Raw genomic sequence first — 21,612 nt, forward strand, 5'->3', positions numbered from 1 at the left:
TTTAGGATATATAGTTAGAAGTAGATATGTATTATAATCTCTCAACTCAATGTCTATTTTTTTGTTGCAAGTCCACTATATTACGATTGACGTGGAATTGAATGAAGATAGTGTGGTACATTTTGAAAAGACTATCAATTTAAATCTATAATTAATCACATATTTTTTCTAATTTTAAGAACTTGAGTGAATAATTGTTTTTTATTAAGTAAAACTGTTTGAATTTGTTAATTTTAGCCATCCATGATAAACAGAAATCTTCGTTGATTGTTATAGTATAATAAAATTGCATATGGCTAATAAAAACTTCATAGTATTTGTTTTGATTCTGTGTTTTGTCTCTTGCTTATTTGCTCAAGAAGCACCTCTTAACTATTCTCAGAAGTTAACAATAACCCAAGGTTTGGCTCATAATGGAGTAACTTCAATGTTAGAAGATTCTAAAGGTTTTTTATGGTTTGGTACTTACGAGGGTATTAATAAGTATGATGGTTACGAGCTAAAAACAATTAAGAACACTGTAGATAATAATATTCTAACAAGTAATAGAGTAAGAGCATTAAATCAAGACGCACAAAATAATATTTGGATCGGAACAGATGAAGGCGTTACAATTTATGAATATGATCTAGATAATTATAGAAAACTTACATCTCACGCATTAAGTAAGGCTGGTTTTCAATCTTTAAAAATTAGAGATATAATCATTAATAAGACTAATGGTTTAAGTATTTGTGTAACAGAAAGTAATGGCTTGTTTGTTTTTAATAGCAAGGATTACACATTTATAGGTCATTATGTTCCAGAACAGAAAAGTGATTTTACTTTTTTTAAAGGCTTGCAAGTTGATAAATCTAATTATTTAATTAGTACTTCACAAGGTTTACTGGTTTTTGATTTTGAAGCCAAAACATTTAAAAATATTTTAGAGAAAGACATTACTTATAGTAATTCTATTACAAAACTTGATGATAATTCTTTTCTTATTACACTTTTTGATGGTGTCGCTATTATTGAAAAAAATAAGAATTCTAAAGATAAATCATTCCGTTTAAAACGTAAAGATTTAAGTGACTACCAGTTTAATAGTGCTGTTGTAGATACAAAAAACAACTTGTGGTTAGGTACTTTAAATAAAGGTTTAATTTCTATTGAAGATGTTGAGAATTTTAAATCTCAGGACAATTTTAATATAAAAACTTTTAATGACGGTTTACCTATTTTAAGAGCTAGTAGTCTAATGTCAACTTCAAATAATAATTGTTGGTTTTCAACTTTTAATGAAGGTGTATATAGGTTTGATACCAATAAAAATCCGTTTTGTAATTTTCGTACTAACTCTAGTTTTACTACTAGTTTAGGTTCAGCTAGCGTGACTCATATTACTTCAATCGATAAAAATAGAGTCTATTTAACTTCTTCTCTTGGAGGTTTAACGATATTAAACACCCAAAGTAATACGTTTGAAAGGCTCCCATTTCAAATTTCTAAAACCGATTTGTCTTTAATATCAGCAGTATATGTTGATTCTAAAGAAAATGTATGGTTAAGGTTTAGAGATGAAAATGGATTAAGACGAATTACTAATGGAAGCAAGACTATAGAAAAAGTAGAGGGTATTGTTTTTAGCAACAACACTAATTTTGCATTACGATCATTTACTGAAGATAAATTTGGAAATATATGGATTGCATCTAATACTAATGTCTATAAAATTGTTTTAAAGGCCAATAATGCATTAAAAACGTTTGAAAAATTAAGTGATAATAAATTTTTTAAAGGTGAAACAACTCTAATTACTAGACGTGTTTATGCAGATCCTGTTTATGATTTTGTTTGGGTAGGCTCACAGTCTAAAGGTTTAATTAAAATAGAAAATAATAAAGGCGTATCAGTAAAAGCATCTACTATAGAGTCTTTTACACATGATAAATTAAACGAAAATTCTATTTCTAGTAACTTTGTAACTTCAATAATAAGATTACCTAATAACGACTTGTGGATAGGTACAGAAGGTGGTGGAATTTGTAAAGTGCTAAATTCTAATACAACACCAACTTTTATTTCGTTTACAGAAAAAAATGGATTGTCTAATAATGTAGTAAAAAGTATAGTTTACGACAATAATTATAATTTGTGGGTCGCTACAAATATTGGCTTAAACTTATTTAATACTCAAAAAAGAGAATTTAGAAAATTCAATAATTCAGATGGCTTAGCTTTTGAGGACTTTTGGTATGCTTCTAGTCGTCAAGAAAATAGTATGTTATTGTTGTCTGGTCTTGATGGGGTTATTAGCTTTAATCCAAATGATGTACCAAATGCAGAACCACTTCCGAAGATTACATTCGAAAATTTTAAAATTTTCAATAAAAAAATTATTCCGGGAAATACTATTAATAAAAGAGTGTTGCTTTCTAAAAGTATTTCTGAAGTTGATAAAATCACCCTAAAGCATAACGAAAATGTTTTTTCTATAGATTTTACAAGTTTACATTTTTTAAATCCAAAAAACCATGGTATAAAGTACCGATTACTCCCTTTTAACGAGCAATGGATAGAGGTGCCATCAAACCAGAAAACAATCTCTTATAACGGTTTACAACCTGGTTCGTATAAATTAAGCGTCATGGCTTCTAATTCATTAAACGATTGGACAGAACCAAAAACCTTGAATATTGAAATTAAACCGTCAAAATGGAATACTAATTTAGCTTATTTGGTTTATGCTTTTTTAGGACTACTTGCAGCATATACTATTGTTCGGGTTATTGTTAAAATTCAAAGCTTAAATCATAAGGTAGAAATAGAACAATTTGAAAAAGATAAAGTAGAAGAAGTTAATGAAGCCAAATTAAGGTTTTTTGCAAATATTTCTCACGAAATTAAAACACCTTTAACGCTAATTTCAAGGCCATTAGATTTACTTAAAAAATCTTTTAGAAATAATCCAGATGCTAATGAAAAGTTAGATTTAATAACAAGGCAGTCTAAAAAAATACAACAGTTAATAGAACAGGTTCAAGATTTTAGAAAAGCAGATGCAAATATGCTTAAAATGCACTATTCGCGATTTAATTTTGATACTTTTATTAAAGATATAATTGTAGATTTTAAGTTTTTGGCGGATAATGACAGTAAGCAAATAGAGTTTATTGGTGACGACTCTATAACTATTGTTTCAGCTGACAGAGATAAGTTAGAAAAAATATTTAATAATTTACTTAATAATGCTTTTAAGTATACAAGTACAGACGATTTAATAAAGGTAGAGTACACCAAAGAAAACGACAAAGACTTAATTTTAAAAGTTACAGACACAGGAAAAGGAATAGATAGCGCAGATCTGGCGCATGTTTTCGAACGTTTTTATCAATCGCAAAATAAGGATAATACACATATTAGTGGGTCCGGAATTGGTTTAGCATTCTCAAAGCGATTAGTAGAAATGCATTACGGTTTTATTACTGCAGATAGTATTAAAAACGAAGGAACAACTATCACTGTTCGATTACCAATAGTAAAGAAACATCTACCTACAGATGTGTTGGATGAAATAGATTTACCAAAAGAAAAAGAGGTATCTGTAAGTTCTACAATTATTCAGGAAAATACAGCGTTAGATATTGTTAGTTCTGGAGATTTTAAAGATTCTGTTATTTTTTATGCTGAAGATAATTTAGAGATGAGAAATTTTGTTTCTAATTTACTCGCTAATTATTTTGTGGTAAAATCATTTAGAAACGGTAAAGAGTGTTTTGAAGCCATGGAAAATGAGTGGCCAGATATTGTAATTAGTGATGTGCAAATGCCAGAAATGAACGGATTAGACCTATGTCTAAGAATTAAATCAGATTTAAAAACTAGTCATATTCCTGTTATTTTATTAACAGCACTTACAAACATAGAAGACCATCTTCAAGGCATTAGAGATGGAGCGGATGCTTATATTAAAAAACCTTTTAATGTTCAGCATTTAATTACTAATGTAGAATCATTATTAACCATTAGAAAGCAACTAAGAGAGCGTTATCAAGTTGGTATTCCATTAACTAAAGAGAATAATAAGAACAACAGAAATGATAATGCATTTTTAGAAAAACTCTATAGCTTATTTGAAGAAAACTTAGATAATCAAGAATTCGATTTAAATAATCTTGCTAGAGAATTATATCTTAATCGTACACACTTTTATCAAAAAGTAAAAGTACTTACTAATCAAACGCCTTTCGAGTTGTTAAAAATGTATAGACTTAAAAAAGCGGCAGACCTTTTAGCTCAAAAAGGATTATCTGTAAACGAAGTTTTTACAATGACGGGTTTTAAAAGCAGAACACATTTTACTAAAGTCTTTAAGGAGAAGTACGAAACATCTCCTGGAAAGTATGCCTCAGAGTCAAAGAAAAATTACTAATTACTTTGCTTATAGTTGTATAAATTTACTCATAAATACAAACAATTAACCATAAGGAACATGTTTTTTGTTATTCATAAATACATTTGATTTAATTAATAACCATATTAAAACAAATATTATGAAAACAACTTTACTTAAAAAAACATTTATGGCATTAGCACTTGTAGTTTGTACTACATCTTTTGCTCAAATTGATTACACATTCGATACTGACGATGAAGGTTTTTCAGTAACCGGTCCAGGTAGTTCATCAAGTCACTCTGCAACTACAGGTGTTTTAACAGCAACAACAGGCAGTGGAGGAAGTAACTTGCAGCTTAGAAAAAGTGCTAATGATATTGGTAATCCAACTACTTTAACAACTGTTCTTCTTGATTTTAAAAACAACTCTAATGCTAATAGTTTAGTACTTCAAACGGTATCTGGAGGTGTAACCACTATAGAAACAATAGCTATTACTGCTGCAGACATAGCTGAACAATCTTACCAAATTGATGTTCCTGCAGGAAGCACAACATGGATTGGAAGTTTTCAATTAAGATTACGTTTTGTAAATACAGCTGGTAATCTAGATGGTGGATCAATAGAGGTTAACCGAATTCAGATTGTAGACCCTAGTACTTTAAGTATAGAAGAAAACACATTAAGTGCATTTAACTTGTACCCAAATCCAGTAAAAAACATATTAAACATTTCTACTAATAATACTATTAGCAATGTAGCTGTTTACGATTTACTTGGTAAAGAAGTAATATCTTCTAATACAGTTAAAAATACTTTAGATGTATCTACACTATCTAATGGTGTTTATGTTATTAAATTGACATCTAATAAAGGAGTTGCAACAAAGAGATTTGTTAAAGAGTAAATTTCTTTAAATATTATGTTTTATTAAAAAGACCGCTTATTAGCGGTCTTTTTGTTGTTTTTAGTCTAGAATTATTCACAAAGACATTATATTTATTTCAGCATACATTAATCGCAATTTGTAATAAGATATTTACAGTAATAAACCATATGTTCAATTCATAAATAATAACAACACGAATGATAAAATCCTGCAACATGAAAACATTAAAACATTTCTGTTTCATTGTAATTTCACTTACGCTAATTAATTGTTCTTCTGCACAAGATAGCAAGCAAATAGCAAAAAATCCAGAACAAGGTTTACTTAGCATTGAAACTGGTTTAACAATTACCAAAGTAAGAACTGCAGTAAACAAAAATCAAACCTATATAGCAGCAACTAGTTATGAAGGAACTATTGTAGCAGTAAGTTATAGTGGAAATATTTTATGGAAAAACAAACTATCTGGTTATATGAACCATGATATTTGGGCAGCAGATATTAATAATGATGGTAACGATGAAATTTTAGCAGCCAATGCAGATGGTTCTGTGTACTGCTTAGATAACAAAGGTGATTTACTTTGGCAATTTAAACAGAATGACGCACCAATGTATTCAGTATGTGTTGTTAATAAAGACAACAAAGCGTATGTGGTTTGTGGTGGTTTCGATAATAGTTTTTACTACGTATCTCCAAAAGGAGAATTGGTAAACGAAATAGCTTCAAAAACATATTCTATAGAAAAACCATTTGGTAATTCACATAAAGAATTACCTCCATCTGGTTTACATGTTGCCAATTTTTTAAGACCAGGAAAGCTTAATGGAAAAGACATTTTAATTGTTAATGGTGTTCAAAATAGTATGAATGGCGATGGATCAATCTATTTATTTAACCCTTTAGACAAGTTGCCTTTTGAAACTGTTAGTGTAAAAAAACGTGGACCTTATGGAGACTTAAGAGTTGTTGATGCTAATGCAGATGGTAGTAGTGAAATTTTATTAGGACGTACTGGAGCTAAAGCTAAAGGAATGACGTTCCGTATTATGGATATAAAAGCCCCTAATAATCAAAGCGTTCAAGATTTAAGTAAAGCTAAAGATAAAGAATCTTTGAAAAGAGGCATGTATCGTGTTATACAACCAGAAGTTATAGATAACAACGGTAAACCAGCTTATATGGCTTTATTTGGAAGTAATATAGTTCTCTCTAATATTGGAGAACCGCAAGGTAATGCGGAAGTAATACCAACACGATTTTCTTTTAATGATATGTTTAAAGATCCTAATGCTAACAAAGTAATATTGGCTAGTGCACAAAGTGGAGGTAGTGCTGTTCATATTATTGATTTTGATAATAACGATTGGAAAAGCGATTATAAAAAATTGAATCCACCAGGTAAAATACAGGAGATTCTATCTAATTCTGCAGATATCAAACAAAATTTAAAAAGCTTTAAAAAACCTTCATATCAAAAAGAATCTGCTCCAGTATATTTCATGTCAGAAAATAGAAAAAAGCAAGGTGTTGGAGCAAAAATTGATAAAATTGAGGCTAAATATAATAATCCAATTTTCTTAACGGGAGGAAACTTTGATAAAGAAAAATGGGATCGTTCTTCAATGACAAGTGAGAAATATAGAAATAAGCGTGACCGCAGAATGAAATATATTTTATCTCAAGATGAAGTGTTAGAGATTATTAAGAAAAAGCATCAAAAATCTAATGGTAAAGGTATTTCATATTGGGGAGGACACGGTAACGATCCATTTATGTATCAAGTAGAAACTACTAAAAAAGGTATGGATTTTGCCAATGGAAATAAAACAGTATTAATTTACCCAGAAGTTGTTGATGCTTCAGAGGAATTTAAATATGTTATGAATGAAATGTATTGGCCTTTAGCAAATCATGCTAAGACCAGAAATGGTAATTTGTACATGCGTAACAAGCATTTGTTTTGGCAAGCAGATGTTTACATGCCAATGTGGAAGCCTTTAGTTTCTGGTAAATATGCAAACGTATTTGTGCCTGCAATGGAGGAAACAACAGATAAGTCTATGGAGCTAAGTTTTACTTCAAGACTAGGACTTTGGGCTAGTGGATCTGTAGATAGTTGGGGTGTACGTGGAGCTAGAGATAATACTAGTTTTGATCGTTTACGTCAGCATTCTAACCAAACGTTGCCAAACCATTTTTTAAGAACCATGGTATATTCTATTGCCAGTGGTGCACAGTATATCGATAACTTTCCAGTAGATCAAGAGTATATGAGTTTACTTTGGGATTTAATAGCCGAAGGTGCATTATACGTTCCAGAACGTTCTGATATTTTAAGTTTTTCGCCTGTACATTTAAGTATTAATAATCCTAATGAAGAGTACGTAACAAGCTCAAGCAATGTAAAATGGTTAACGTTTTTTAAAAAGGAAGGAGATAATTTAGATGACTTTGCATTTAGTAGATTAAATGGGACTTGGCCAGGTGCACCTTTAACCGAATGGGATTTTTCAAGGTATGCTGCAGGAGCAAAGGAGAGACGCTTAAATTTTATTCCGAAGTATAATAATGGTATGGTATTAATAACACCACCTCAAAACGGCGTTTTTGCAGACAAAGAAGCAGTTAGAAAACCTTTAGTAGAAAATATACATCCTTGGTATAAAAATATTATGAAAGAATACCATACAGATGGTAAAAACTATATGTCACCAGATGGTAAAACCACTTACAAACCAAGTGAGTATTATAAGGTTATTGAAGAGGATATTATAAATAGCGCATCTAAACTACCATTATCAGTTTCTGGAAACGTAGGTTGGGTTGTAGCACAAACAGGACCTAAACATTTACGATTAACTATTGTAGAGAATGGATACATTAATCCTAATGCAGAGACAGCTACAGTTAAAATTAATAACATTAAAGTAGTAAAGATTAAAGATATTTTGAATAATGAAGAATTTAAAGTAAATACAGATTCTGAAATCAAAATTGAGATCCCTTTAGGTGGTTTTCGTTTTATTGATATTGAGCTTGAAAAGGAATTATAATGGATTCGTATGGATAGATACATTTTATGTATTAGTAAATACAAATGTCACCTAATGTTTTACTTAATTTATTGAACATTTTAAATACTAATGAATTAGTCTAAATAGATTCAGCATTAAAGCCGAAATAACATTACGCTATTCCGGCTTTTTATTTCATTAGAAATCTCTTAAAACAACCAAATGAAAACATATAGTTTCAAAATAATTCTACTTGCAATAATTATCAGTTTCAATAGCTGTGATACCAAGCAAAAGGAAGTAGCTGTAAATAACACGAACAATAGAGATCAACCAAACATTATCCTTTTTGTATCAGACGACCACGGGACGGATGCATTAGGAGCTTATGGAAATCCTATAATCAAAACACCAAACTTAGATAAGTTAGCTGCAGAAGGCACCAAATTTACAAACGCGTATTGCACCAGCGCAAGTTGTGCTGCTAGTCGTTCTGTTATTCTCTCTGGTCAGTTTGGTCATGCTACAGGTTCTTATGGGCATGTACACGATTATCATCATTTTAGTACTTATGATAGTATTAAATCACTTCCCGTATTACTTAGTAAAGCTGGTTATGAAACAGCTCGAATTGGAAAATATCATGTTGCACCAGAAAAAGTATATCATTTTAATCAAGTATTAGAGGCAGATCCAAGAAACACCGTTGAAATGGCAGAACAATGTGCAGATGTGCTAAACTCAGACAAACCATTCTTCCTATATTTCTGTACAGACGATCCACATAGAGGTCAGCCATTTACTCCCGATCCTTGGGATGCGCCAAACAGTTTTGGAAACAAAAAAGAAGGCTATAAAGATGTTGAAACTATTACTTATAAACCTGAAGATGTTTTAGTACCAGCATTTTTACCAGACACCAAACAAACACGAGAAGAAATTGCAGAATACTACCAAAGTGTATCGCGTATAGATCAAGGTTTTGGAAAATTAATGCAAATGTTAAAAGACACTGGTAAAGCAGAAAATACAATCGTATTTTATATTTCTGATAACGGAATGGCATTTCCTGGAGCAAAAACTACAGTGCACGAACCAGGAATTAAATTACCATGTATTATAAAAGACCCAACTAAAGATGCTAAGGGAATTACTAGTGACGCTATGATTTCTTGGGTAGATTTAACACCAACCATTCTAGATATGGCTAAGGTCGATTTTGAGCCAAATAAATTTCACGGAAATTCTTTTAACGATGTTATAGGAAAAGAAAAAGTTGAAGGTTGGGACGAAATATATGCCTCACACACATTCCACGAAATTACCATGTATTACCCAATGCGTGTGGTAAGAAGTGATAATTATAAACTTATTTGGAACATAGCTTACCAACTAGAATACCCATTTGCATCAGATTTGTGGGCGTCGTCTACATGGCAAGCTATTTACAGAAATGACATCGAGTATTTTGGACCTAAAAAAGTAAAAGATTATTTATTCAGACCAGAGTTTGAGTTATACGATTTAAGTAAAGATCCAAACGAATCTAATAATCTAGCAACAAATGAAGCTTTTAAAGAGGTGTTAGAAACTATGCAAACCAAAATGAAAGCCTTTCAAACCAAAACTAAAGATCCTTGGATGATTATGTGGAGTCATGATGCATCCTTACAAGGAAGTGGAGTGAATTTATAAGTTTATTTTTCCTGACAGGTTTCCAAAACCTGTAAGGTATTTTAGAAAAAAATAGTTTATCGTTAAAATATAATATGAAAAAAATTAAACATATCAGTCTACTTATCATTTTCAGTCTATTAATGTCATGTAATTCAAACGCTACGGAAATTATTGACATAGTTCATTCTGAAGGAGACATGACAATGACAATTCGAGAAGCTATTAAAAACGCCAAAGAAAAAGATATCAAACTTGTTTTCGAAAAAGGCACTTACACCTTCAAAACAGATTACGCTATTGGTAAGTACATGTATGTTACAAATCATAGTAATGGGTTCAAAAAAATAATTTTCAATTTTGATGGATTTAACTCTGTTGAAATTGAAGGAAATGGGTCAGAATTTATTTTTAATGGACAAGCCATGCCTTTCGATTTTGAGGAGTGTAATAAAATTAGAGTTAGCAATATTGTTATAGATTGGGATATTCCTTTCAGTTTTCAAGGTGATATTATTGAAATTAATAAAGCCGAAGAATGGTTCGATTTAAAACCATATACCGAAGGATTTTCTTGGGAACTAAAAAAAGGTAAAATTACATTTCCAAATATTAATGGTTTTAGCTATTCAGAATTAGGAAGCACATTATCACACAATAAAGAAACCAAAGCAGTCGATTATGGTGCTTGGGACATGTCTCTACATCCAGATTCTGTTGAAAAACAACCAAACGGATTATTGCGTTTTTACGTTAAAGGAATAAAACATTATCCTCGCGTAGGTTCTATTTTACAATCTAAAGGTGATCATGATAATAATAGATACGCACCTGCATTTTTAACCAGAAATTCAAAAGACATTGTATTTGATAAAGTAATAATTCATCACGCTTTAGGAATGGGTTTTTTGTTTGAAAGATCGGAAAACATTAAAATCATAAACTCTGGAATTTATATAAGAGAAGGTTCAGACCGAATGATATCTGCAACTGCAGATGCTACACATTTTGCCAATTGTAAAGGTGATATTTTAATAGAAAATTGCCGAATAGAAGGTATGTACGACGATGGTACAAACGTCCATGGAACCTATGTAGCAGTAGATAAAATTATCGATAGTAAAACGGTGAGAGTTGCATTAAAGCACAAACAGCAAAAGGGATTTCAGTTTGCAGGAGTTAATGATGAGGTTTGGTTTATTAAACAACCAAATCCGCAACGAAGAGAAACCAATTCTGTAACAAAAGTTAAAGTTATTAATGATGATTATACAGATTTAACCTTTACTTCCAAAATCCCAACAGATTTGAAAGTAGGAGATATTTTAGAAAATAAAACATGGAATCCAAACTTTACAATGCGCGGAAATACCATTAGGGATCATAGGGCAAGAAATATTATTATTAAAACACCAAAGAAAATAATTATTGAAGACAATGATTTGTCATCAATGATGTCTTCAATTATGTTACGAGGAGAAACTTTTTTTTGGTACGAGTCTGGTAATGTCGAAGATGTGCTAATTAGAAATAATAGATTTATCCATTGCGCTTATGGTGGCGCAGAACATGCCATTTTAAAAGTGTCACCAAGACTAGGCAAAACCTTTGATGATTCTGTGCTTTACGATAGAAATATAATCTTTGAAAACAACACCATTGAAACTTTCGATAACCGAATTATTTGGGCAGATAGAGTAGATGGATTAATAGTGAGAAACAATACTATTAAACAAACCTTTACTGAAAAACAACAATATCCTGATGCGTTTATGTTCGATTTAATTAATTGTAATAATGTCGAAATTAGTAATAATACATACGAAGGTAATTCCAAAAATGTATTGAAAGCAGATGCGGTTTCACAAAAGACATTAAAGTTTAATAGCAATAAAGGATTAAAAAAATAAACGATGAAAAAATATATTTTCATTTTTGTAATGGTATTCATTTTTACAGGATGTAAAACAAAGAATGTTGAAACTAAAACTGAGGATAAAAAAGAGGTGCAAGTCGTTTTATTAGCAGGACAATCAAACATGCAAGGTGCAGGAGATTTTGATCAATTAGATCCTTCAGAAATTAAAAGAATTGAAAAGATTTCAAGTCGAGTTTCACTAAGTTTTAATGGTGGTAAGGCAAAACCATTATCTTATTATGATAATAAACCATCAGAAAAATATGAGTTTACAAAACGCTTTGGGCCAGAAATTTTTATAGGTTTAACCTTAGCTGAAAATAATCCTGACCAAGAATTCTTATTAATAAAATGTTCACAAGGCGGAACGGCTTTATATGGCGCTTGGAATCCTAATTGGACAGCCGAAAAAGCAAAAGCTGTTGAAAAACCAAAGAAACAAAATATTAAGCTTTATAATATGCATATTCAAGATGTTAGGGCCAATCTAAAAGCATTAGAAACTCAAAATAAAACCTATAAAATTATTGGTTTGGCTTGGATGCAAGGTGAAAACGATGCGGCTAAAGAGATTAGCGCAACAACCTATGAAGCAAATCTAAAACTATTAGCCCAAAGTTATAGAGATGAATTTGGTGTCGAAAATATGCCATTTGTTATCGGACAAATTAACTCTAGATATGGTAAGTTTAAAAAACTAGGGCCTGCAATGGTAAGAAAAGCAATGGAGGATGTTGTTAATTTAGATGCAAACGCAGACATTATTAAAACAACGACAGATGCTAATTGGAGCGATTATCCAAAACATACAGATAATGTGCATTACAATGCAGAAGGACAAAGACGCTTGGGAATCGCATTTGGAGAGAAATTAATTATTTTAAACAAATAGATAAAATGAAAAAGGGTTTACTACTTGTAATAATTATTGCTTTTTTCTCGTGTAAAACGGAAAAATCTTCTAATGTTGAAACTTTTAAAAAACCAAATATTGTTTTCGTTTTAGTAGACGATTTGGGTTATGCAGATGTCGGATTTAACGGTTCTAAATATTTTCAAACACCAAATTTGGATGCCCTTGCTAAAGAAAGTTTAGTTTTAGATAATGCCTACATGTATCCAACTTGTTCTCCATCTCGAACTGCAATTTTTACAGGAAAACAATCGTTTAGAACAGGCGTTTATACCGTTCCGGTTTTAGAAAAAGGAACAGCCGAAGAAAATATTTTTTCACGATGGACAGTCGGAAAAGAACATCCAATCTATGCAGAACCTTTAGCAGAAGCTGGTTATAAATCTATTCATATTGGAAAATATCATATCGTTGGCCCATATCCTGAAAAAGAATTAGCCATGCCGTTTCCGTTTCAACAAAAACTAACACAACCAGAACCAGGAGATTATTCTTGGGTAGAAACACATAAAAAACCGGAAATTGCTCAATATTATCCAGAAGGACGTGGTTTTATAAAAAATGTTGGAGGTACTTTTAGAGGTGATCCAGGTTTTGAGGAAGGTGGTTACAAAAGTGTTGCTGGTGGTTATTGGGCACCTTTTAGTAATCCATTTATAAGAGAAAAGGCAAATGATGATTGGTTAACAGACCGATTAACAGACGAGGCTATTGACTTTATGAAATCGCATAAAACCGAACCGTTTTTAATCAACTTAAATTATTACGCAGTCCACAGAGCCATTAGGTCTAGAAGTGACGCTTTGTACGAGAAATATAAAAACAAACCTGTCGATTCTGTTTTAGGTCAAGGTATTGGTAGAAATGCTAAACTAAGAGATTTAGCCATAAAATATGCTACAATGGTGGAGTCTGTTGATGATAATATAAAACGTGTATTAGATTTTTTAGATGAAAGTGGTCTAAGAGAAAATACTATTATCATTTTCACATCAGATAATGGTTACCACAGGATGGCAAGTGCAAACAAGCAATTAAGAGGTGCAAAAGGCGATATTTACGAAGGTGGAATAAAAGTACCTATGTTAGTGAACTGGCCTGAAAAAGTAACACCAAGACGAAGTGATGTTGCGGTAACTGCTTTAGATATTTTTCCAACGTTAATGGATTTATCTAAAACGGAAGATTACGATAGTTCTGAATTAGATGGAGCTTCAATAATACCATTATTTAAAAGTGATGATAAATCACTTAACGAAAGACCATTATTTTGGCATTTGGCAAGTCGTTATAAACACGGAACCTGTTCTGTAATACGAAAAGGAGATTATAAATTAATTCAATTTTTAACTGATGGAAAATTAGAATTATACAATTTGAAAAATGATGCTTCAGAAAGTAAAAACCTTTCAGAAATGGAGTTAGGAAAATCTAAAGTATTGCTGTCGGAATTAGTAGCATGGCGAAAAGCAAATAACGTGCCTTTACCACCAAATTCTGTTTTAGAGTTTTAAATTAAACCAATTTTAGAATTATAAGTCAAAAGAACATAATCTTGTGTAAAATTAGAATAATATGAATTCAAAGTTTTTAAAATTATCAGTTTTCGTTTGTTGTTTCATGGTATTGTCTTGTAATGCACAAAAAGGAAATAAAACAACCATAACAACAGAGAAAAATATTAAAAAGAAACCTAACCTTATCATTATCCATACAGACGAGCATAATTTTAGAACCATAAGTGCGTATCAAAAATTATTATCAGAAGAGCAAGCTTTTGTTTGGGGAAAAGGGAATAATACCACGACACCAAATATTGATAAATTGGCAAGTCAAGGTGCTATAAGCACAAGCTATTATGCTGCTTCACCAGTATGTACACCTTCAAGAGCATCTTTGGTAACAGGTTTATATCCACAAGCAACTGGTGCTCCAAAAAACGGATTACATTTAAGTGAGGATGTTCCAACCTTTGCAACCATTTTAAGAGACCAAGGTTATGCCACTTCTTATGTTGGTAAATGGCATTTGGCAGGTCATGATAAATATAGTTTCGGAATAAAGTATAAAGCAGGATTTGAAGACAATCGTTTTATGATGCGTGGTGGTCATGCACCATATTTCAAACTTTCTAAAGACGGTTCCGTTATAACAGGAATTAATGAAAAAGTCGCGGCTAAATTACCTGAGGAAGAAATCATTCATGTAACGGACTTCTTTACAGATAAAACACTCGAAATTCTTGAGCGCGATAAAGACAAACCATTTGCTATCATGTTATCTATTCCAGATCCGCACACACCAGATGTTGCGCGTCCGCCTTACGATGTTATGTACAAGGATTTAAAGATTGAAGCACCAAAAACAATGTCGCCAGAATACACAGCCATTAAACCATCTTGGGCAACAGATAAAACCAAGAACGAAACTATTGGCAGTAAATCTTTTGAAAATAATAAAGAAAAAAATGCCTTAAAGCAATATTTTGGAATGGTGAGTCATATCGATGATAGTGTTGGACGTATTCTTAAATTTTTGGATGATAATAATTTAGTAGAGAACACCATAATTATTTTCACTTCCGATCATGGAGATATGTTTTTTGAACACAACCGAAGAAATAAAGGTGTGCCATATGAAGCGTCTTCTAGAATTCCATTTTTGATTCGTTATCCTAAAAAAATACCATCTGAAAAAGTGATTAACACCGCATATACAAATGTAGATTTTACACCAACAATATTAAGCCTGATGGATGTAAAAACAGATGTGGAATTTCATGGTTTAGATACTTCTAAAGATTTTACAAATTCAGAAAAAGTAGTAAATAGCGATAGAATTACATATTACGCCAAGTCAGGTGGTTGGTGGGTAACAGCTGTTAGTGATCGTTATAAATTGGTTATTGATAAAAATGAGAAACCGTATTTATTCGATTTAGAAAAAGATCCAGATGAGCTAATAAACTTTTACTACGATAAAGCGTATTCAGAAATAGCAAAAATGATGCAAACAGAATTGTTTAAACAATTAAACAAGTATGATGAGCCTGGATTAAAGGCGAAACAAGGGTACGTTACTGAATAAAAAACAAAATGTATTTATTCTAGGAGACATTGAATAAATCGAGAAGCACATTATTTATCTATTGTCATATTATCTTAGTTAAAAATTAGTTTTATTATGATTAAAAAGAAATTGAATTATCACGTTTTTGGTTTTAAAATATTATTTTTTTCTTTGTGTTTAAGTATATCATCTTGTTCTAAAGACGAAGTTGCTCCACAACAAGAAATTGTACAAGAAGAGGAAGAAGAGGTAGAACAAAACAATTTTCCCAGATTAACAGATAACGAAGATCGTTTCTATACAGATAACATTCCTAATAGCGAAACCACACTACAACTAAGTGGTATCCATAGCGCAGCAGATAGTAATTTGCTAAATCAAGAAATTTTAAATCTTTCAAATGCAGGTGGTGGAATAATTAAAATTACAGGAGGAACATATTACTTACTTGATGTAAAATTAAGATCGAATGTGCAACTTAAATTTGATGCAGATGTTATTATTCAACCAGATTTAAGCGGAAATACCTTAAATAAAAACTTAAATATTTTCGACATTGGAAACGAGTTTTTGGTTCAAAATTCAGCGATTACAAATAGCCAACAAAATAGCGTAGATTCAAGCACATGGTTTACAGTGGTTATTCCAACAGGAGATTATAGAGGTGTGCGAGTAGCTGAGTTTAGTTATGCTCATAATTTTCAAATGTCTGGTTTAAAAATTGAAGACACTAACTCTGTTTTTTCGAGTATTGTGTTAAATCTATCAGATAGTAATAGCAAAGATGAAATTTCTAACAATGGCATTATAAAAGATATTATAGCTACAGATAGTCATGTTGGATATGGGATTGTTCAAATTCAAGCAGGAATAACAATTTTGTTTAAAAATCTTGATGGTGAAGGTGGAAGTACATTAAGAGTAGAAACTGGTGTATCAACCATTAATATGGACAATCAATTAACTGTTGACGATGTTGTTGGTCGTAATATAATAGGTCGATTTGGTGATGGTGTGTTAACATTTTCTCCTCATAGAGTAGATCAAGGTCGTGTGGATGTAGAAAATATTGTGGCAATCAATTCAACTTATGCAGTACGTTTGGCTGCTGGTTTTTTAGATAATTCAGGAACATTAGATAATATTGGGACTTTTAACAATTTGTCTTACGTTGGGAATATTACGTGTACAGGTGGAAATGGAGCACAAATAAAATCTAAAGATTATCCGTTTTTTAACTGTGTGGATAGACAGATTATAATTGATAGTCCATGGAATGTAGATGAAGAAAGTAAATCAGGTAAATCCATTGGTGTTTTTAGAGACAATTCAAGCCAAGCAAGTGGATGTGAAGATGGGTGTTATGAGGTTAATATTGAAAATATTAATATAACTAACGATGATTTTGAAAATGGAGCAGATTACATAATTAACAGTATGAAAATAAATTGCTAGTACAACTGGATAAAAATAAAAAACGTAAATAATGAAAATTACATCATATAAATTAATTCTTTTTTTAGTTATTAATTCAATGCTTTTTTCGTGTAATACACAAAAAGAGAAAGTAAAGGAACAAAAGCAACCAAATATTCTTTGGATTTTTGCGGAAGATTTATCGCCTTTTATGGGATGTTATGGTGATTCAATTAATAAAAATGCAACACCTGCTATAGATAAACTAGCTTCAGAAGGTGTACTGTTTAATCGTGCGTACACAACAGCTCCTGTATGTTCTGCAGCACGTTCGGCATTAATTACTGGGGTTATGCAAACAACAACTGGAACACATAACCACAGGTCTAGTAGAGTGCCAGATGTGGTTGTGCCAGAAGCGTTACGTATAAATCTGCCTGATGGCATGAAAACAATACCTGAATTGATGCGAGAAGCAGGATATTTCACCTTTAATAATGGAAAAGACGATTATAATTTTCATTACAATAGAAGAGATTTATACACTGTAAGTACAAAAGACGATTATAAACCAGGAATGAATGGATGGCAAGGAAACTTTCCTAAGCATAAAATGTCTGCAACCCAAGATGCTTGGAGTTCAAGACCAGATAAAAACCAACCTTGGTTTGGACAAATTCAAATAGATGGAGGAAAAGCGCATGCTAAATACGTTAGAGAAGGAGAAGTTTTAGCTGATAATGCCGTTCCTGTTCCTCCATATTTTCCAAACATTCCATCACAGCAAAGTGCATGGACAGATCATTATAATGCCAATCGTGGTGCAGATGTTAATGTAGAAACCATTTTAAAACAATTAGAAGCAGATGGCGAATTAGAAAACACTATTATTTTCTTTTTCTCAGATCACGGAAGTCCAGTGTCATTGCGTCACAAGCAATTTTGTTACGAAGGTGGTATGTTAGTACCATTAATGATTAAAGGAAATCTTCCAGCTTTAAAATCTGGAACAATTAGAAACGATTTAGTGTCGCTTTTAGATATTTCGGCAACTACTTTAGCTATGGGGAAAGCCAAAATGCCTGAGTATTTAGATGGTCAAGATTTATTTTCAGAAACGTTTAGCAACCAAGAATATGTAATTGGAGCAAGAGATCGTTGCGATTATACTATTGATAGAATTAGAACTGTAGTTTCTGAAGATTATCGATATATTAAAAACTTTTATCCTAACAGACCAATGATGCAAGCTGGTTACAGAGATAAAAAAGCAATTGTAAAAGATTTAAAAAAGGCTTTCAAAGAAGGAAAACTAACACCATATCAAGCAGAACATTGGTTTGGAGTAAGACCTATTGAAGAATTATACGATTTAAAAGCAGATCCACATCAAATAAACAATCTTGCTACTAATCTAGAATTTGCTACAATTCTTAAAGAACATAGAGATGTATTAGAAAACTGGATTAAAGAAACGGATGATAAAGGGCAATATCCTGAAGATGCAGCGCAATTAGAAGCAACTTATAATTTGTGGAAAGACAGACCTCGTTTTAAAAACGCGAAGGTTAACCCAGAGTATGATCAGTTTAAAAAATAAGTTAAGATTTTTTTACAGAGCCATTCAACTTGTAAGTATAGCTTAAAACAATATAGCGACCTAAACTTTGAGACGTAGTTTCTTCAAAGTAGTTTGTTGTACTGTTTCTGTATATATCCACATCTTTATTTAGTAAATCTATAAGTACTAATTTTACAATACTATTTCTTTGTTCTGAAAAGGAATAAGATATTGCTGCATTCCAAAGTGATAATTTTTGATTTGAAGAAAAGGCATCATCAGAAAACAGAATATAATCAAACTGTGAGTTAACATTCAACTGATTTGTGAAGTTGTAATCTATAGAAGTAAAATACTGTTGTTTGGAGTATTCTCTATTCAAATCTTGTTCTATAGAAAAAGAGGTGTTGTTAATACTATATTCGGTACCAACTTTAATATCTATTTTGTTTTTACGGGTATTTTCAATAAGTGTACTAAATCTATAATCTTGCGAGGTAACTTCATTAAGAGTTTGATTAATTAAAGAATTTGTCGTGCTATAACTCGTGTTGTTTTTAAGGGAGTAGCGCAACCCTAAAGTTTTAATTTTTTTACTAAATCTTATGTTGGCATTTAGCAATCTTCTATTACCTTCATTTTTGTAACCTCTTGTTCTTATAAAGTTATCATCTATAGATATGCTTTGTATAATAGCGTTTGTAGCATATTGATATTGAAATTTGGACCAAAAGCTAACACCAGATTTGTAATTATTTAGCACAGCAAGTAGTGCCAAATTATGCAGTTTTTCGGGTTTTAAATCTGGATTTCCAACTCTAATAAAATTAGGATTTAAATCATTAATTACCGTAGAATTTTGCGAAGAATTAGGTGCTTTAACAGATTTACTATAATTTATCCTGTATTTATACCCTCTTTTTGGCTTGTATTGCGCAAATACAATAGGATTAAAATAATATTTGTTTTTTCGTATTGAGTTTTCCGTAACCACACCATAAGAGCGATTAAGATCTTGCATACCTAAAGCAGAATAAAAATTGAATTTTTTATTGTTATAACTATAGCCAAGCCTTGTTTGAGCACTTAACTCTTTAGTAGCATATTTAAAAGCAAGTGTATCTTCTGTACTAGTTGTGGTTTGAGTATGTCTTGTTTGATTAACGTCTTCTTTCTCAACTTTATTTGTAAAATACGTGTCTAATTTTAAGTAATGATTTTTGGCTATCGGTTCTGTATATTTAAAATTGAAATCTATAATAGAGGTATTAAAGGCTTCATTTCTTAAAGCAGAAATATTTCGTGTCGATTCATTAGTATTGCCAATGTTTCTAATGTTAAATGTATTCTGATTATTGTTCTTTGTTAAATCAGTTAATCTTGTATTTAAACCAACCTTAAAGCTTCGTCCTACTTTTGCTAAGCGTTGGTAATAGTCAATTTTTAAATTACCGTATGTTCTTTTAAAATCGTTATTAAATTTTTGATTATTTGTTGTTGCTAATGCTCCTAAATCGTTAATATAGGTTTCGTCTCTATTGGTGTCTGTAAATGTTTTGTCTGAAGTAATTCGACCTTTTATAGTTAGACTTTTTGTTTTAGACGCTTTATTAATGTAATTAAAATTAAGATTATGTTTGTTTATAGTTTTTACATTTTGATTAAGTGAGTTATAATCAAAATTATTATTATTATTATTGGAGAAAGAAATACGTTTAGAATTTGAAACACCATCATTGTCTGAAAAATTGAAGAAATAATCAGCATTAAAAGATTCTTTATCTTTAAATTCATGACCAATATGTATACCTGTAACTGCAGTAGTTAAGAAGCCATTTAAACTTTTACTTCGTTTAGCATTATTTTCATCCTCTCCAGAGTCGTCATCAATACCATCGGCATTTTCAAGAAAACTTTGAATATTAGAACCTGTAACGTTAATATTATTGAATTTGCCAATTATAGAAAATTGTGTTTTTGAAGAAAACTGATTGTAATTTAAATTACCAAAGTAGCGACTATCCAACCCTAGTCCTCCAGATAGCTTCCCGAAGCCACGATTCTTTTTAGATTTTTTTAAAGTGAAATTAATAACCACTTCCTTATTACCATCATCTACCCCAGTGAGTTCGGCTTCATCACTTTTCTTGTCAATAACTTCTACTTTAGAAATGGCATCTGCTGATAAATTTTTTAATACAATGGAAGGATCACCACCAAAAAACTCTTTTCCATCCACAAAAATTCTAGCTATAGGTTCTCCTTGCGCAAGTACTTTTCCGTCTGCATCTAACTCAATTCCGGGTAGTTTTTTTAATAATCCTTCAATATTATCACCGGGATTGACTTTAAAGGAATTAGCATTATAAGCTATAGTGTCGTTTTTAATTTGAATAGGAGCAGAAACAGTAATAACCACTTCGTCTAAATCATTATTATCTTCTTCTAGTGTAATAGTATTAAAATCTATAAGCTCATTATTATAAACGAAACTTTTAAAATAAGGCTTATAACTAATATAGTTTAGTTGAAGTAATAAGGAATCCTTAGGAAGGTCGTAAAGGCTAAAATCGCCATTAACATCTGTTGTTATAGAATTAACATAAGTAGAATCACTTTGTTGTAAAACAGCTACTGATACGTATTCTAATGGTTCTTGACCATAACCAAGAATTTTACCTTTTATAGCAATATTATCTTGAGCAAATGTAAATGTTATGCTTATTATAAAAGTAATAAGAGACAATAATATTTTAGATTTGGTTTGCTGCATTGGT

At 31.2% G+C, this 21,612-nt stretch carries 11 protein-coding genes; 10 read left to right on the top strand and 1 reads right to left on the bottom strand.

The window, feature by feature from the left end; all coding sequences use genetic code 11:
• Positions 1-292 precede the first annotated feature (292 nt).
• From FG167_RS09720 to FG167_RS09765, 10 genes are all read left to right on the top strand, one after another.
• A complete protein-coding gene (locus tag FG167_RS09720) occupies positions 293-4,414 on the top strand; it encodes a hybrid sensor histidine kinase/response regulator transcription factor (RefSeq protein WP_203458111.1) in 4,122 nt (1,373 codons plus the stop codon).
• Positions 4,415-4,535: 121 nt separating this feature from the next.
• Positions 4,536-5,285 (top strand): T9SS type A sorting domain-containing protein, encoded by a 750-nt coding sequence (locus FG167_RS09725; protein ID WP_203458112.1) that lies wholly within the window; start codon positions 4,536-4,538, stop codon positions 5,283-5,285.
• 197 nt (positions 5,286-5,482) lie between these two features.
• Positions 5,483-8,323: a PQQ-binding-like beta-propeller repeat protein gene (locus FG167_RS09730; protein ID WP_203458113.1), complete on the top strand. Its 2,841-nt coding sequence runs from the start codon at positions 5,483-5,485 to the stop codon at positions 8,321-8,323.
• 183 nt (positions 8,324-8,506) lie between these two features.
• Positions 8,507-9,979, top strand: coding sequence for a sulfatase (locus tag FG167_RS09735; RefSeq protein WP_203458114.1), 1,473 nt, complete (start codon positions 8,507-8,509; stop codon positions 9,977-9,979).
• A gap of 74 nt (positions 9,980-10,053) precedes the next feature.
• Positions 10,054-11,868 (top strand): alpha-galactosidase, encoded by a 1,815-nt coding sequence (locus FG167_RS09740; RefSeq protein WP_055445666.1) that lies wholly within the window; start codon positions 10,054-10,056, stop codon positions 11,866-11,868.
• 3 nt (positions 11,869-11,871) lie between these two features.
• Entirely contained in the window at positions 11,872-12,768 is an 897-nt protein-coding gene (locus FG167_RS09745; RefSeq protein WP_055445667.1) for a sialate O-acetylesterase, read from the top strand.
• A 5-nt stretch (positions 12,769-12,773) separates the two neighbouring features.
• Positions 12,774-14,303 (top strand): sulfatase, encoded by a 1,530-nt coding sequence (locus FG167_RS09750; protein WP_055445668.1) that lies wholly within the window; start codon positions 12,774-12,776, stop codon positions 14,301-14,303.
• Positions 14,304-14,364: 61 nt separating this feature from the next.
• On the top strand, positions 14,365-15,876 hold the full coding sequence (locus FG167_RS09755) for a sulfatase (RefSeq protein WP_203458115.1): 1,512 nt from the start codon (positions 14,365-14,367) through the stop codon (positions 15,874-15,876).
• A gap of 96 nt (positions 15,877-15,972) precedes the next feature.
• A complete protein-coding gene (locus FG167_RS09760; protein ID WP_055445670.1) occupies positions 15,973-17,313 on the top strand; it encodes a hypothetical protein in 1,341 nt (446 codons plus the stop codon).
• A 31-nt stretch (positions 17,314-17,344) separates the two neighbouring features.
• Positions 17,345-18,874: a sulfatase gene (locus FG167_RS09765; RefSeq protein WP_203458116.1), complete on the top strand. Its 1,530-nt coding sequence runs from the start codon at positions 17,345-17,347 to the stop codon at positions 18,872-18,874.
• Between the two features lies 1 nt (position 18,875).
• On the opposite strand, the gene FG167_RS09770 is transcribed toward FG167_RS09765, so the two are convergent.
• A complete protein-coding gene (locus tag FG167_RS09770; protein ID WP_055445672.1) occupies positions 18,876-21,608 on the bottom strand; it encodes an outer membrane beta-barrel protein in 2,733 nt (910 codons plus the stop codon).
• Positions 21,609-21,612 lie beyond the last annotated feature (4 nt).

The organism is Lacinutrix sp. WUR7, assembly GCF_016864015.1.
Taxonomy (GTDB): domain Bacteria; phylum Bacteroidota; class Bacteroidia; order Flavobacteriales; family Flavobacteriaceae; genus Oceanihabitans.

Excerpts from the sequence above, each read along its gene's own strand:
- FG167_RS09720 (WP_203458111.1), top strand. The coding sequence starts at position 293 with ATGGCTAATAAAAACTTCATAGTATTTGTTTTGATTCTGTGTTTTGTC.
- FG167_RS09725 (WP_203458112.1), top strand. The coding sequence starts at position 4,536 with ATGAAAACAACTTTACTTAAAAAAACATTTATGGCATTAGCACTTGTA.
- FG167_RS09730 (WP_203458113.1), top strand. The coding sequence starts at position 5,483 with ATGAAAACATTAAAACATTTCTGTTTCATTGTAATTTCACTTACGCTA.
- FG167_RS09735 (WP_203458114.1), top strand. The coding sequence starts at position 8,507 with ATGAAAACATATAGTTTCAAAATAATTCTACTTGCAATAATTATCAGT.
- FG167_RS09740 (WP_055445666.1), top strand. The coding sequence starts at position 10,054 with ATGAAAAAAATTAAACATATCAGTCTACTTATCATTTTCAGTCTATTA.
- FG167_RS09745 (WP_055445667.1), top strand. The coding sequence starts at position 11,872 with ATGAAAAAATATATTTTCATTTTTGTAATGGTATTCATTTTTACAGGA.
- FG167_RS09750 (WP_055445668.1), top strand. The coding sequence starts at position 12,774 with ATGAAAAAGGGTTTACTACTTGTAATAATTATTGCTTTTTTCTCGTGT.
- FG167_RS09755 (WP_203458115.1), top strand. The coding sequence starts at position 14,365 with ATGAATTCAAAGTTTTTAAAATTATCAGTTTTCGTTTGTTGTTTCATG.
- FG167_RS09760 (WP_055445670.1), top strand. The coding sequence starts at position 15,973 with ATGATTAAAAAGAAATTGAATTATCACGTTTTTGGTTTTAAAATATTA.
- FG167_RS09765 (WP_203458116.1), top strand. The coding sequence starts at position 17,345 with ATGAAAATTACATCATATAAATTAATTCTTTTTTTAGTTATTAATTCA.
- FG167_RS09770 (WP_055445672.1), bottom strand. The coding sequence starts at position 21,608 with ATGCAGCAAACCAAATCTAAAATATTATTGTCTCTTATTACTTTTATA.